Origin of the sequence: Pseudomonas sp. FFUP_PS_473 (assembly GCF_002858665.1) — a bacterium.
GTDB lineage: Bacteria > Pseudomonadota > Gammaproteobacteria > Pseudomonadales > Pseudomonadaceae > Aquipseudomonas > Aquipseudomonas defluvii.
On record NZ_PJQQ01000004.1, the window covers coordinates 204,904 to 218,677 of the forward strand.

General features: G+C 60.3%; 16 protein-coding genes. 4 read left to right on the forward strand and 12 right to left on the reverse strand.

The annotated features are described in order from the left end of the window. The first annotated feature begins 201 nt into the window (after window positions 1-201). Window positions 202-2,778, forward strand: coding sequence for an EAL domain-containing protein (locus CYD26_RS04470; protein ID WP_102051878.1), 2,577 nt, complete (start codon window positions 202-204; stop codon window positions 2,776-2,778). A 15-nt stretch (window positions 2,779-2,793) separates the two neighbouring features. Here the strand turns inward: CYD26_RS04470 and CYD26_RS04475 are convergent, their stop codons facing one another. The 3 genes from CYD26_RS04475 to CYD26_RS04485 all read right to left on the reverse strand — a co-directional run bounded on the left by CYD26_RS04475 (window position 2,794) and on the right by CYD26_RS04485 (window position 4,397). Continuing rightward, on the reverse strand, window positions 2,794-3,330 hold the full coding sequence (locus tag CYD26_RS04475) for a sn-glycerol-3-phosphate transporter (protein WP_371917184.1): 537 nt from the start codon (window positions 3,328-3,330) through the stop codon (window positions 2,794-2,796). A 124-nt stretch (window positions 3,331-3,454) separates the two neighbouring features. Then, on the reverse strand, window positions 3,455-3,721 hold the full coding sequence (locus tag CYD26_RS04480) for a hypothetical protein (RefSeq protein WP_099773586.1): 267 nt from the start codon (window positions 3,719-3,721) through the stop codon (window positions 3,455-3,457). Between the two features lie 16 nt (window positions 3,722-3,737). Then, the gene (locus tag CYD26_RS04485) at window positions 3,738-4,397 is read right to left on the reverse strand and encodes a M24 family metallopeptidase (RefSeq protein WP_099773587.1); all 660 of its coding nucleotides are present in this window, start codon (window positions 4,395-4,397) and stop codon (window positions 3,738-3,740) included. 177 nt (window positions 4,398-4,574) lie between these two features. Here CYD26_RS04485 and CYD26_RS04490 point away from each other — a divergent pair, with 177 nt between their 5' ends. The 3 genes from CYD26_RS04490 to CYD26_RS04500 all read left to right on the forward strand — a co-directional run bounded on the left by CYD26_RS04490 (window position 4,575) and on the right by CYD26_RS04500 (window position 5,936). After that, window positions 4,575-4,964: a hypothetical protein gene (locus tag CYD26_RS04490; RefSeq protein ID WP_065758875.1), complete on the forward strand. Its 390-nt coding sequence runs from the start codon at window positions 4,575-4,577 to the stop codon at window positions 4,962-4,964. Between the two features lie 64 nt (window positions 4,965-5,028). Next, window positions 5,029-5,508 carry a sterol desaturase family protein gene (locus CYD26_RS04495; RefSeq protein ID WP_065758874.1) on the forward strand — a complete coding sequence of 160 codons (480 nt, stop codon included), beginning with the start codon at window positions 5,029-5,031 and terminating at the stop codon, window positions 5,506-5,508. Window positions 5,509-5,666: 158 nt separating this feature from the next. Continuing rightward, window positions 5,667-5,936, forward strand: a complete 270-nt coding sequence (locus CYD26_RS04500) for a metal-sensing transcriptional repressor (protein ID WP_065758873.1) — start codon at window positions 5,667-5,669, stop codon at window positions 5,934-5,936. Here the strand turns inward: CYD26_RS04500 and CYD26_RS04505 are convergent. The 9 genes from CYD26_RS04505 to CYD26_RS04545 all read right to left on the reverse strand — a co-directional run bounded on the left by CYD26_RS04505 (window position 5,933) and on the right by CYD26_RS04545 (window position 13,418). Beyond that, on the reverse strand, window positions 5,933-6,238 hold the full coding sequence (locus CYD26_RS04505; RefSeq protein ID WP_065758872.1) for a cyd operon YbgE family protein: 306 nt from the start codon (window positions 6,236-6,238) through the stop codon (window positions 5,933-5,935). The genes CYD26_RS04500 and CYD26_RS04505 overlap by 4 nt on opposite strands. Further along, window positions 6,228-6,344, reverse strand: a complete 117-nt coding sequence (gene cydX, locus CYD26_RS04510) for a cytochrome bd-I oxidase subunit CydX (RefSeq protein WP_065758871.1) — start codon at window positions 6,342-6,344, stop codon at window positions 6,228-6,230. Before cydX ends, CYD26_RS04505 begins: the two co-directional genes overlap by 11 nt. Window positions 6,345-6,418: 74 nt before the next feature. Beyond that, the gene (gene cydB / locus CYD26_RS04515) at window positions 6,419-7,558 is read right to left on the reverse strand and encodes a cytochrome d ubiquinol oxidase subunit II (RefSeq protein ID WP_099773588.1); all 1,140 of its coding nucleotides are present in this window, start codon (window positions 7,556-7,558) and stop codon (window positions 6,419-6,421) included. Between the two features lie 10 nt (window positions 7,559-7,568). Beyond that, complete coding sequence (locus tag CYD26_RS04520; protein ID WP_099773589.1) at window positions 7,569-9,143, reverse strand: cytochrome ubiquinol oxidase subunit I; 1,575 nt, start codon at window positions 9,141-9,143, stop codon at window positions 7,569-7,571. Beyond that, window positions 9,140-9,349 carry a cytochrome oxidase putative small subunit CydP gene (gene cydP / locus CYD26_RS04525; RefSeq protein ID WP_065758868.1) on the reverse strand — a complete coding sequence of 70 codons (210 nt, stop codon included), beginning with the start codon at window positions 9,347-9,349 and terminating at the stop codon, window positions 9,140-9,142. Before cydP ends, CYD26_RS04520 begins: the two co-directional genes overlap by 4 nt. A gap of 232 nt (window positions 9,350-9,581) precedes the next feature. Further along, window positions 9,582-10,787: a benzoate/H(+) symporter BenE family transporter gene (locus tag CYD26_RS04530; RefSeq protein WP_102051879.1), complete on the reverse strand. Its 1,206-nt coding sequence runs from the start codon at window positions 10,785-10,787 to the stop codon at window positions 9,582-9,584. 160 nt (window positions 10,788-10,947) lie between these two features. Next, window positions 10,948-12,438: a PLP-dependent aminotransferase family protein gene (locus tag CYD26_RS04535; RefSeq protein ID WP_102051880.1), complete on the reverse strand. Its 1,491-nt coding sequence runs from the start codon at window positions 12,436-12,438 to the stop codon at window positions 10,948-10,950. A gap of 107 nt (window positions 12,439-12,545) precedes the next feature. Next, a complete protein-coding gene (locus tag CYD26_RS04540) occupies window positions 12,546-13,004 on the reverse strand; it encodes a GNAT family N-acetyltransferase (protein ID WP_102051881.1) in 459 nt (152 codons plus the stop codon). Window positions 13,005-13,142: 138 nt separating this feature from the next. Further along, window positions 13,143-13,418: a DUF3077 domain-containing protein gene (locus tag CYD26_RS04545; RefSeq protein WP_102051882.1), complete on the reverse strand. Its 276-nt coding sequence runs from the start codon at window positions 13,416-13,418 to the stop codon at window positions 13,143-13,145. Window positions 13,419-13,774: the final 356 nt, after the last annotated feature.

A 13,774-nucleotide genomic window follows, 5' to 3' on the forward strand; every position in this document is an offset into this window, starting at 1 on the left:
TGTGCCGTGCCCGTGCAGCGTGGCCCATGCAGCGCTTGAACGGCTGCTTGGCGTTGCTACTTATTGACTTTGATAAGGGGCAAAAGGATGATGGCAATATGATGGTGTTTTTGAGTTTGTTAGAATTCTGTACGCCACGCTTATCCCCATGGGTAGCGGCCGGGTCAAGTGTTTAGTTGCTCTATGGAAAGAAGGTCAGCCATGTCCCTGTTGTCGAGCGAACCCTTGCCCCCGACGTTGGAACATAAGGCGCTGCTGAGCATCCTTGATGACTCGTTGGCGATTGCCGAGTTTTCACCCGACGGCACCCTGCTGTCTGCCAACGGCCTCTACCTGAAACTCTTCGGCTATTCACCTGCGCAGCTCTGCGGCCTTCACCATCGAATGCTATACGCCAGCAGCCTGAGCGATGTCTCGGCGTGTGATCGGCTATGGGGCAGCCTCAGGAACGGGCAGGCCATCAGCGGCCAGTACCCGTACACGAGTGCCGACGGTCGCCAGCTGTGGTTGGCCGCAACCTATAAAGCGGTCTTCGCGGCTGATGGGCGAGTGGCCAAAGTGGTCCAGTTCGCGGCCGATGTCACTGCCCGTGTCGAGCAGGAGCACCTTGAACACGAGCGTACACGGCTGATCTCGCTGTTTGCCGAGCATTCGCACAATGCGCTGGTGCTGGCGGATCACAAGGGCTGTGTGCTGTTTGCGAATGACGCGGTGCACAGGCTGTTTGGCTACACGCCGCAGGAGTTGCTCGGCAAGCCGCTCATGCAACTGTTCAACAGCCTGCAGGCCCAGATCACGCCCTTGAGCGAGGTGCTTGAACACCTGGACACCGGGAACTCCTACAGCAGTGAAGAACTGCTTTACAGCAAGCATAAACAGCCCCTGCTGTGCGCCTTGCGGGTCAACCCTATTGTTGATGGGCAGGGTGCGTTCAGTCACGTCGTCTGCGTGGTCAACGACCTCACCGATGCCAAGATCCATGAAGTGCTGCAGCGCAAGGCGCTGGAGTCGATGGCGGGTGAGGCACCGCTGGCCGAAGTGATGACGCTGATCTGCAACGAAGTCGAGCGCATTGCGCCCGAGGTGGTTGCCTCGATTCTGCGTGTCGATGAACACTGCATGCTGCGCCCGCTGGCCAGCCCAAGCCTGCCGCAGAGTTTCGCACGCGCGCTGGACGGTGTGGTGATTGGCCCCGATGTCGGCTCCTGTGGCACGGCTGCCTTTATCGGTTCGCCGGTACACGTGCGTGATATTGAAAACGACCCGCTCTGGGCTCCCTATAAACACCTGCCACTGCCTCTGGGATTGCGCGCCTGCTGGTCGACACCGATCAAAACCAGCGCAGGCCAGGTGATTGGTACCTTCGCCTTCTATTATCGGGAAGTGCGCGACCCCAGTGAGTTTCACAAGCGGCTGGTGCAGATCTGTACCCACCTGTGCGCCTTGGCCCTGGAGCGTGATAGCGCGCGCCTGAAGATACGTCAGTTGGCGTTCTACGACAGCCTCACCGGGTTGCCCAACCGAAATCTGCTGCTGGCCAATGCTGACCAGGCGATTGCCAGCGCCGAGCGCAACCATCAGTCGCTGGCTGTCCTGTTCATCGACCTTGACCGCTTCAAGCAGGTCAATGACTCCTTCGGTCATCCGGCGGGCGATGACCTGCTGTGCCTGATCGCCGAGCGCTTGCGCAGCGATGCCTACAACAGCGAGATCATCGGGCGCTGGTCGGGCGATGAGTTCGTCATCGTCCTCAACCCCTGTACCGCCGCCCAGGCTGTCGATACCGTAGAGCGCCTGCAGGCATTGATTTCCATGCCCTGTGACATCGGTGGTATCACCCTGATGCCGTCCGCCAGCATTGGCATCAGCCAGTACCCGGATGACGGTCAGGATATGGAAACCCTGCTGCATTGTGCCGACCTTGCCATGTACCAGGCGAAAACCCGTGGGCGTGGTCGCTTCAGTTTCTTCAGCAACGACATGAACCAGCTTGCTCAAGAACGCCTCACCCTCGAAATCGCGCTGCGCAATGCCTTGCAGGGGCAGCGCCTGCAACTGCACTACCAGCCATTGGTGAACCTGAAGACGGGCGCCCTGTTGGGCGTTGAGGCGCTGGCACGCTGGCATGACCCGGTCTTTGGCCATGTGTCGCCGACCCGCTTTATTCCACTGGCTGAAGAGTCCGGCTTGATTGGCGCGCTAAGCGATTGGGCGCTCACGCAAAGCTGTCGGCAACTGGCCCAATGGCGCAGCGAGGGTTTGGCGGTGCCGGGGGTATCGGTGAACCTGTCAGCGACCAACTTCCATAACCGCGACCTGCCACGGCAGATCATCGACACGCTCAAGCAATACGCACTGCAGCCCCATGACCTGACCCTGGAAATTACCGAAAGCGTCATGCTCGACCCCAACCCGAGCATCATGCTCAACCTGCACGAATTGCATGCGCTGGGCATTGAGTTGGCGATGGACGATTTCGGCACCGGTTATTCCAGCTTGAGCTACTTGCGGCGCATTCCGTTGAGCACCCTCAAACTGGACAAGAGCTTCGTCCATGACATGGAGCACGACACGGCCGCACAGGCCCTGACCCGCGCAGTGATTCGCATTGGCGAGAGTCTGAACCTCACCGTGGTAGCCGAAGGTGTGGAGAACGAAGCGCAACGTGCGCTGCTTCAGATTCAAGGTTGCGAAGTGGGGCAGGGCTACCTGTTCACCCGCCCGTTGCCTCCCGAACAGTTGGCGGAATGGTTGGGGAGCAGCGCCGGGGGCCTGTGATGCGACCTGTTGTGCTCAGAAGCGGTAGCCGACGTTGATCATCATCGCCGCCGTGCCGAGCAGTACCACTTCCGCGCCCACCGGGCCCAAATGCGCACCAACTGAAGGGACGATTGCCGGGGCGATCCCCAGGTGGTTCAGCGGGATCTTGTCCTGATAGTCATCCTTGTAGCCGTAGATCAACCCACCGGTGAGCTTGGCGTACACTGGCCAGGTGTCGTTTTCCCAGGTTTTTCCCACGTAGCCGTAATACGAGCGTTGATAGAACGAGTTACGAAATGTCGTGATTCCCCAGAGGGTCGAATCCGCATAATTGCGTTCCAGGCCGATCAGCTCCTGGTTGTTGTTGTGTTCGGGGTCGTAGCTCCAGTGTTTGGTATAGGCACTGGTCTGCAGGTACCAGAAGTCTTTCTTTTCTGCCGCCATGCTGGTGCCGCACACGGCCAGCATCAGCAGCGGTACACCCAGCCGTCTGGCATAACGAGAGGCGGGTTTCAGGCGGCGAGGGCAAGGCAAGGCCGGCCTGAGGAGGGAGGCGGTAGCTGGAATCATCGCGGTTCCTTGCGCGTGAAGCCTGTCTGGGACAAGGCAGCGCGGTTGTTGATCGCCGAGCAGAGAGCGTCGCATTTCACTCTAGCGCGACCGCTTGATTACGCCACTTCAGTGCGTTTGGCGATCACTTGTGCCGTAGCAGTTCACAGCGCCGTTTTTCCAGGTTGAGGTTCTGTTTTGCCAGTTCTTCGGCCAGCTCCGCCAAGCGTCTTTCACCGTAAGCGATGACGGCCTCTTTCGAGGGGTACAAGTCCTTGATGTGGTAGTTGCGACCGGCTTCGGTGCAATCGTACGCACTGCCAATGTAGCCCCTGGCGACCAACTCTATCTCCAGGGGCTGAAAGCTGCGTGTCAGCAGCCAGGCTTTATAAGGGTAGGTTCTCTCGTTCATACCTGTGTTCTGGGTGTCAGGCCAGCAGGTCTTCGTAAAATGCCCCATAAGGCTTTTCGGGGTGGGCAATCTGGATTTCAAGGATCCACAGGCCGGCATTCGGGCAGCGCTCGAAATCCCCCAGGTCGCCTCCCCGATAGATCGCATGCGGGAAATCGCTGACACGGTGGCCCTTGATGTTCAGGTTCAAGCGCCAGCCCATGGCCTCGGCTTGCTCCTCGGCGTAGCGATAGAGTTCCTGCCCCGCGACGCGCTCATTGGCCCAACGCTGTTGCACCGTGTCGAACAGCGTTTTGGCGGCAGCGGCGCAGGCCGCCATTTGCGCATCCGTACCGGTGGTGAAGGTTGCCCCGGCGTCGCCCTCGTGCCCGCGCCACACCGCACCCATGTCGATGAAGAAAATATCGTCTTCACCCAGCACCGGGTCACCCTCGGAGCGCTCCTTGAACATCTTCAGGGTGTTGCTGCCAAAGCGCACCAACAGCGGATGCCAGATGCGTTGCATCTCCAGCTCGGCGAGCACCTGTTTGCCCAGTGCAATAGCCTCGGATTCGCGCATGCCGGGACGGATCAATGCCGACAGCGTGTCGATCGCACGCCAAGTCATGGCTTGCGCGTACTTCATGGCCTCGATGTCGTAGACCTCGCCCACGGCTTCCTTGGCTTGTGCGTTCATGCAGGGCTTCCTTTCCTGATAAGGGTGTTTCGCTATATTAATATCTATATAGCGCTGGGTGCGACGGCTTTTTTGGCCAGGTGCTCGAAGTGTCTATCTGCCTGATGCAAGTCAAGCGCAAGTGGGCACGTTGGCCTAGAGTGAAACAACGACCTCCACCCGTTAAGGTGTTTGAACATGAGCAGATCACTCCCCGTTGTTGGTTTGGCGTTGTTACTGGTCAGTTGTGGTGTCGGCGCGCAAACGCCGCCTGACGCAGACCAGCAGTGGCAGCAGCACATGACCGAAATGCGCACAATGCACGAACGCTGGATGGCCAGCAAAACCCCTGAAGAGCGTCAGGCAATGATGAAGGCTCACCAGCAGGCCATGGGTAACGGCATGTACGAAATGGGCGGCTGCATGGGCGGTGGCAAAATGATGGGGGGGATGAACCAGGGTTCGATGATGAACCAAGGCCCCATGATGAACCTCGACTCCGTGGAAAAAGTCGACAAGGCCATTGCACACATGGAGCAGATGATCGAGCAACTGCGCAAGCATCGGGAAATGCTTTCCAAGCCGTGAGCCTAGACCGTCGGCCAGTGTTCACATACCCTGACGCCGACGTTTACCGAGCCACCTGTTTCCTATGATTGCCCACCTCGCGATATTCCTTTGTACCCTGACGGCCATGGAAGGTGTCGGCTACCTGGCGCACAAGTACGTCATGCATGGCTGGGGCTGGTTTTTGCACCGGTCCCATCATGAAAAACACCTGGGCGCCCTGGAAACCAACGACGTTTACCTGCTGGCCCTCGCACTGGTGGCCGTCGGCCTGATCGCAGAGGGCAACGCCGGCCATGACCCGCTGCAGTGGATCGGTGCCGGCGTAGCAGCGTTTGGTGTGATCTATATCGTCATCCATGACGGCATCGTGCACCGCCACTGGCCGGTGCGACCCAGGCCGCGCCATCCATACCTGAAGCGGCTGTACCGCGCCCACCTGATGCACCACGCGATAAAAGGCCGGAAAAACAGCGTGTCGTTTGGGTTTCTCTATGCCCCGCCAGTGCGGCGGCTGAAACAGCAACTGCGCGAGCGACACCTGAATGGCAAAGCGTTGACCTGAGACCAGGTTTCGTTTGCTGGATACGTTACTGTCGGCCATGCAAAGTGGCGGGCCGAAAATGCGACCCACTACGAACAGCGTTATTCACGGGAGAAAACCTGAAGGGTTGCTCAGGGAGAGCAGCGTATCGACCTTATGGCGTATTACAGAGTTCAGACATGATAAAACAACAAGAATCAAAGAGCAGGGATGCCATCCTCAAGCGGCTGGCCCGCGTCGAGGGGCAGGTTCGCGGCATCCAGGCAATGATCACGCGCGGTGATGAGTGTGAAGCGGTTGCCCAGCAGTTTAGTGCGGCACGCAAGGCCCTCGACAAGGCCTATCAGGAAATGTTGGTGTGCCTGGTGGAAGACGCGATCCTCAGCCCTGAACAGAGCAATCAGGAAAAACTCGCCCAGGTTCGCGCCATCTTTACCAAGTACACCTAAGCCACGGCTTGAACACGGGCTTGCCAGAGGATGGCATAGCCCAGCCCCATCAGCAGCCATCCCAGCAGGGGATGGAAGACGCTGCGCCACAGCCGGCTTTGCGGGTCAAAACCCACCCCATGAATGAAGCCGCTGGAGATACCCAGCATGCTCAGCATGATCAGCCGATGACTGTAGTGGCCATCGGCGTCCAGCATCACCGCCGGGTGGATCAGGAAAATCAACGTCAACGGTGTCGCCAGCAGCAGCGACACAGCGCGGCTGTAACCGCGCTGTAGCCAAGGACGGGGCTTACTGGTCACCCGTCACCTCTTCATCAAGGTTCTGGTGGGTTTCCAGCCACAGGGCGTTGATGATGCCGAAGCTGCAGGCCAACAGTACGCCGAGTATCCAGGTGAAGTACCACATGATGTTCTCCTTGCCGCGTTGGGCGGCGGGTGTGCTGTTCGGCGCAAGGCAGACCTGCGCCGAACAGGCTCGGATCAATACAGCCCGTGAGGGTTGGCTTCGATGGTCTTGTTGGTCAGGCGTCCCCACATGCGGGTGTAGCACCACAGTGTGTAACCCAGGATCAGCGGCACGAAAATGCACGCCACGATGAACATGATGCCCAGGGTCTTCTGGCTGGAGACCGCGTCCCATACCGTCAGGCTGGAGGCGGCATCGAGGCTCGATGGAAACACGAACGGGAACAGCGCAAAGCCGGCGGTGCAGATGGTGCCGACAATCGTCAGGCTACTGCCGAGGAAGGCCACGCCCGCGCGGTTCAGTTGGGCACCGAGCAGGGCCAGCAACGCGCCGGCAAAGCCCAGCACCGGGGCGATGATCGTCAGCGGGTAGTGGCTGTAGTTGGCCAGCCAGCCGGCGTTACCCACCGCCACCTGTTTGCTCAGCGGGTTGATCGCACCACCGGTGTTGAGCCCATCGGCCAGGGTCAGCCCAGGAATCGAGGCTACCAGCCAGGCGCCCGCACCGGCAAAGGCCGTCAGGTACACCAGGGCGCACAAGCGGGTGGCCACGCGGGACCGTGCATGCAGATCGGCATCGGTACGCAGCATCAGCCAAGCCCCGCCGTGCATACTCAGCATGCTCAAACTGACCACGCCAGCGAGCAGGGCGAACGGGTGCAGCAAACCGAAGAACGAGCCTTCGTAGCTGGAGCGCATCAACTCGTCGAGGCGGAACGGCAGGCCCAGAAACAGGTTGCCGAAGGCCACGCCAAACAGCAGGGCCGGTACGGCGCCACCGGTGAACAGGGCCCAGTCCCAGGCGTTGCGCCACTTCTGGTTTTCCAGCTTGCTGCGGTAGTCAAAGCCTACCGGCCGGCAGAACAGGGCAAACAGCACCAGCAGCATGGCCCAGTACAGCCCGGAAAACGCCACCGCATAGACCATCGGCCACGCCGCGAACAGCGCGCCACCGGCGGTGATGAACCACACCTGATTGCCATCCCAGTGCGGGGCAATGGTGTTGATCGCCACCCGCCGCTCATTGTCGGTTTTACCCACGAACGGCATGAGCGCCATGGCCCCCATGTCAAAGCCATCGGTCAAGGCGAAGCCGATCAGCAGCACGCCGATCAACACCCACCACACCAGCTTCAGTGTTTCGTAATCAAACATGATCTGCTCCTCAAGCCTTGACGGTGTGCGCGACAGCGTCACGCTCGAAGTGATAGCGCCCGGTGTGCAGGCTGGATGGGCCAAGGCGGGCAAACTTGATCATCAGGTACATCTCGATCACCAGCAGCAGGCTGTAGAAGGCGATCAGTGCCAGCAACGAGCCCATCACATCGCCCGCAGACAGCGACGAGGTCGAGAGGTGAACCGGCAGCACTTCGGCAATCGACCACGGCTGACGACCGTGCTCGGCGACCACCCAACCGGTCTGGGCGGCAATCCACGGCAGTGGCAGGCTGCACACGGCAAACTTGAGCAGCCATGGCTTGTTCTCGGCATTACGCTTGATCGAGGCCCAGGCGGCCAGCACGAACAGCACCAGCATCAGGAAACCGGAGGCCACCATGGCGCGGAAGCTCCAGAACATGGTGAAGACATTCGGAATGGTGTCCAGCGAGGCTTGCTTGATATGCGCTTCGCTGGCGTCGACCACGCTCGGGGTGTACTTCTTCAGCAGCAGGCCGTAGCCGAGGTCTTTTTTCACCTCATTGAACGCGGCGATATTGGCCTCGCTCTTGTCGCCATGACGCAGCTTCTCCAGCAGGCCATAGGCGATCATGCCGTTACGAATGCGCACCTCGTGGTGAGCGATCAGGTCCTTGATGCCAGTGACCTGCTTGTCCACCGAACGCGTTGCGATGATGCCCATCACGTACGGGATCTTCACCGCATAGTCGGTACGTTGCTGTTCCTGGTTCGGCAAGCCAAACAGGGTGAACGCAGCAGGCGCCGGTTCGGTTTCCCATTCGGCTTCAATCGCGGCCAGCTTGGTCGTTTGTACATCACCGATCTCGTAGCCGGATTCATCACCCAGCAGGATCACCGAAATGGTCGAGGCCAGGCCGAACACTGCGGCAATCGCAAACGAGCGACGGGCAAACGCCAGGTCACGTTTCTTCAGCAGGTAGTAGCTGGAGATCGCCAGCACGAACACGGCGCCTGTCACGTAACCGGCAGAGACGGTGTGAACGAACTTCACCTGCGCGACCGGGTTGAACAGCAGCGCGCCGAAATTGGTCAGCTCCATGCGCATGGTTTCAAAGTTGAACTCGGCACCCACCGGGTTCTGCATCCAGCCGTTGGCGATCAGAATCCACAGCGCCGACATGTTCGAGCCAATCGCTACCAGCCAGGTCACGGCCAAATGCTGCACACGGCTCAGGCGGTCCCAGCCAAAGAAGAACAGGCCGATGAAGGTCGACTCGAGGAAGAACGCCATCATCCCTTCAATGGCCAGCGGCGCACCAAAGATGTCCCCCACATAGTGGCTGTAGTAAGCCCAGTTGGTGCCGAACTGGAATTCCATCGTCAGCCCGGTGGTTACCCCCAGAGCAAAGTTGATCCCGAACAGCTTGCCCCAGAACTTGACCATGTCCTTGTACACCTGCTTGCCGGTCATGACATAGACCGACTCCATGATGGCTAGCAGAAACGCCAGCCCCAGGGTCAAGGGCACAAACAAAAAGTGGTACATCGCGGTGACTGCAAATTGCAGGCGCGACAGATCGACTACGGATTCCGAGATCATCTCGGTTTCTCCTCGGTGAGTTGCGAAGGGGGTGGCGTGCCGAATAGGTGGGCGTCGAAGCGCGCACTGCCGTTGACCGGCACCGTTGGTTCACTGAACCAGATGGCTTTTATGCTGAAGAGGATGACCAGCTTGACCACGAGGATGATGCCAATTTCCCGCACCAGCGGGATTCGCCATGGGGACTTGGGGGCATCGTTGGGCACGCTGTGACTCCGAGGTCGATCAGGCGGGCATTGCGACGACGTTCGAGGGGTAAACCTGGCGCCATCCAGCAATGTCTGCTGAGGAGTTTGGCGAGTGTTCCGGGGCTCAGAACACTCATGGCGCAATGCTACGTTATACCCGCGGGGGTATGTAAGGCGCGACCATTGACGCAAGTCAAGGCCACGCTAAGTAGTGCCCAAACAGGGCAAAAAAACACGGATTGCTCGGCCACTACTGCGCGCGTAAGCCTGCCACCGGTTTGCGCCCGCCATGGATCAGCAGATGAACCACCAGGCCCGCGACCAGCCCCCAGAACGCCCCACCGACACCCAGCAAGGTGACATTGGCTGCGGTGGCCAAAAAGGTAATGAGGGCGGTCTCGCGGGTTCGGGCATCCACCATGGCATTGGCCAGGCTGCCGCCAATTGCGCCCAGCAAGGCCAAGCCCGCCAGGGTGGTGACGAAGGTGCGCGGCAACACCATGAACAGCGTTGCCAGGGTGACGCCGAAAATACCGACCATCACATACAGCGCGCCACACACCAGCCCGGCGATGTAGCGCTTGGACGGGTCCTCGTGGGCATCCTTGCCCGTGCAGATGGCTGCGGTAATCGCCGCCACATTGAACGCGTGCGCGCCGAACGGGGCCATCAGCAACGAACCCAGGCCGGTGACGGTGAGGATCGGGTTGGCGCTGGTCTTGAAACCGTCATTGCGCAACACCAGCATGCCCGGCATGTACTGCCCGGTCAGGGTGATGACAAACAGCGGCAGCGCCACACCCAGCAGCGAACCCAGCGAGAACTGCGGCACTTCAAACACCGGTGCGGCCAGGCTCAACTGCAGTTGCTGCACGTCGATTCTGTCCTGGGCCAAGAGCAGGGCCAGGCCGATCAGCAGAATGCCGACCACGGCAAAGCGCGAGGTGAAGCGGCGCAGCACCGCATAGGCCAGCACCAGCACAATCACCAACAGCGGGTCGGCGCTGGCGCCACCAAACGCGTTCACGCCAAACTGCAGCAGAATGCCCGCAAGCAGGCCTGCGGCAATACCACTCGGAATCCAGCGCACCAGTCGCTCAAACGCACCGGACAGGCCCAGCACGATAAAGCCGATTGCCGACAGCATGTAGGCACCGACTACCTCGCCATACGGCGTGAACGGCATCACCGTCGCCAGAAAGGCCACACCCGGTGTAGACCAGGCGGTAATGATCGGCTCACGGTAGCGGTAGCTCAGCCAGGCGCCGGTCACGCCGACGCCGATACTCACCGACCACACCCAGGACGCCGTTTGCGCCGGGCTGAGTTGGGCCAGTTGCGCCGCCTGAAACACCAGCACGAACGTGCCGCCATAGTTCACGATGACTGAAATCAGTGCCGCAATGCTGGGGGATACAAGGTCGCTTGCGCGCAGGCCGGTTGTTGATCGAATCACGCGGGGGTTCCTTCCTGATGGGCTGACAACAGCAGGGAAGCACGTGCCGCATTCCCCGCCGAGTGAGGGGAGGAGCGTAGCGCCTGGCTGGTGGGCCCGATCAGTCCAGTTAGCCCACGGCAACCAGACCACTTCGGGCCAGCAGCAGGGCGGTAAACGGCTAGGTGATGGCCTTGACCAACCGTTGTATCGCCGTCTCGATCTCATGCGGGGTCAGCGCGGCAAACCCCAGCAACCAGCCACCGACCGCTGGCGGCGTGGCATACAGCCGGCTCAGCCCGGGCAACAAAATACCGGCCCTGGTCGCTTGCCGGATGGTCTCCGGTTCCGACCAGCCCTCGGCCAGTACACATGGCATATTCAAGCCGCCCGGTGGCAGGCGCGCCGTGACGATAGGCGAGAGGTGGCGCTCCACCGCATGGGCCATCGCTTCACGGCGTACCGCATAGATCTTGCGCATGGCGCGGATGTGCGCGCCAAAGTGCCCGTCCTCGATAAAGCGCGCCAAGGTCAACTGCGCCAGTTGCGGGGTGTGGCCATCGAGAATGCTGCGGGCGTAGCTCATGGGTTTCACCAGTTCTTGCGGCAGCACCATGTAGCCCATGCGCAAACCGGGGAACAGCGACTTGCTGAACGTGCCCAGGTAGATCGTCCGATTGTACTTATCCACACCCTGCACGCAGGCCGTCGGCAAGCCCTCGTAATGAAACTGGCTGTCGTAATCGTCCTCGATGATCCAGCCCTGGCGCTCGGCCGCCCAGGCGGTCAGTTCCAGGCGCCGCTCCAGCGCCAGCGTGGCGCCGGTGGGGTACTGGTGCGATGGCGTCACATACAGGGTGCTGGCGCCGCTGGTGTCGGCGTACAGCCTGTCAGTGCGCAAGCCTTTCTCATCCACCGGCACCGGCACAATCTTCAACTGCGCCAACTCAAAGGCCTTGCGTGCGCCGAAGTAACCGGGGTCTTCCATAAGGATGGGTTTACCAGCATCGACCAACACCTGTGCACACAAGAACAGCGCTTGCCGGGTGCTGCTCAACACCAGCACCTGGTCTGCCGTCACCTTGGCCCCGCGCTCCAGGTTCAAGTAACCGGCGATGGCCTGGCGCAGCGGCTCGGCCCCTTGTGGGTCGCCATGTAACAAGGCGCTGGGGCGATAGTCCTTCAAGGCCTGGCGCTGCAGGCGCTCCCAGATGTTCATCGGGAAGGTACGGGTTTCCGGCAGCCCGGTTGCGAACGCCTTGACCTCCTGCTGATCGGCGACGCCGCCACTGGCCAGAATATCTGCACCCCGCGCACTGAGCGCCACGGCGCCATCCGCACGGGGCGGCAACCCGGCAAGGTTCGCCTTGCGCGTGCGGGTGCCACGCAAACTGGGCCCGATCTTCTCGGAGACGAAACTGCCAGAGCCTTCACGGCGAACGATATAGCCGTCCAACTGCAACTGAACGTAGGCCATCTCGACCGTGTCACGCGAGACACCCAACGACTGTGCGAGCGTGCGCGTGGCCGGCAGGCGCGAACCGGGTGCCAGCACACCGTCCAGAATCAACTGGCGCAGCGCACGCTGCACGCGTACACGCAGTTCCAGGGGCGCCAACTTCGGGTCGGCAATGCGGATCTTGAGCGTATCCAGCTCGAAATTGTGGGGCATGTGGTCCGTCAACCGCGCAACGCTATTCCTTGATAAGCCGGCCATCTTGGTGCGAGCGCACGGCGATGTCCATGACGAACACCACCGTGCCGTGCTGGCCCTGAGCGTTACAGCGCCATGCGGTACTCAATAAAGCCGGAGTTCTCAGCCACCCAGTTGTACAGCTTCTGTGCCCGCTTGTTGGTGTTGTGGGTGTGCCAATACAACCGCGCACACTGCTGTTGCCGGGCAAATCGTTGCACCCACTCGATCAACAACTTACCGGTACCGCCACCCCGAATCGTCGGGGCTACGTACAAGTCTTCGAGGTAGCAGAAGTTATCCACCGACCAGGTTGAACGGTGCAACACCGCATTCACAAAACCGACCAGCTCATCACCCTGCACCGCAACGGCCGAATACACCGGCTCGTTCGGGTCGAGCATGCGCTGGAAGGCCGTGCGCGTGGTTTCCTCGCTCAACGCCACCTCATAGAAATCCTGATAGGCCAGCCACAGCGGCAACCACTGATCATAGTCGCTGCTTTGCACTGCACGTACCGTTACTGCGGTTTGCTCATTAGCCATTGCACTCACCTGCTACACATCAAGGTTGAATCGGGAAGACGTGCAGGGTAGAGCCTTCAACGGCTACCAAACCGACCACTTTACAGCGCCCGGGCAGGCCAATTACCACCGATGGGCAACGCCTGCCCGAAGCCCGCCTCAATCCACCCCATGCTCCGCCAGCGCCTGGCTTACATCATCCGTCAGCGCCTTGGCCATCTCCCCCAAATACCACGCCGACCACGCCGCCTGCGCAGAACCCTCGCCCATGGCGATATCCAGCGCCAGCGTGTTGGCGCACTTCAGCAGGTTCGAGGCGTATTCAAGGGCAAGGGAAATGGGGATATCAGGATTGACGCGGAAGAGGTGGTCATCCTGGCCGTAACGGCCGAAGGTGGTGGTGCCGGTGGTTTTCAGGTTTTTGAGGTTGGGCATGAGCGGCTTTCCATGTAATGCGGTATCACGGACACATCAGAGCGCCCGCAACCGGATAGTGGGTTACGCCTATTTTTCTCAAGCCGCCAAGCTTGGGTCGCTGATATGCAGCGATGTGGGGCAGGGTAGCGTGGTGTTGTAGATGGGACAAGTGAGAGGCTTGGTGAGTCGGGGGGATGGAGTGAATAGCGATTCGATTTGCGGGGTATGGGGGACCTGTTTCTGCTGTCGGTAGTAGATTTTTTGATGTTCTATTTGGGGTAGAAGCCCTGCGTGGCGGGGGGTGTCAGAAATTTTGTGTTCGGGCATAACATGAGTAAGAGGTGCATGTATGCCAACCAAAAAGAAACCCCTGC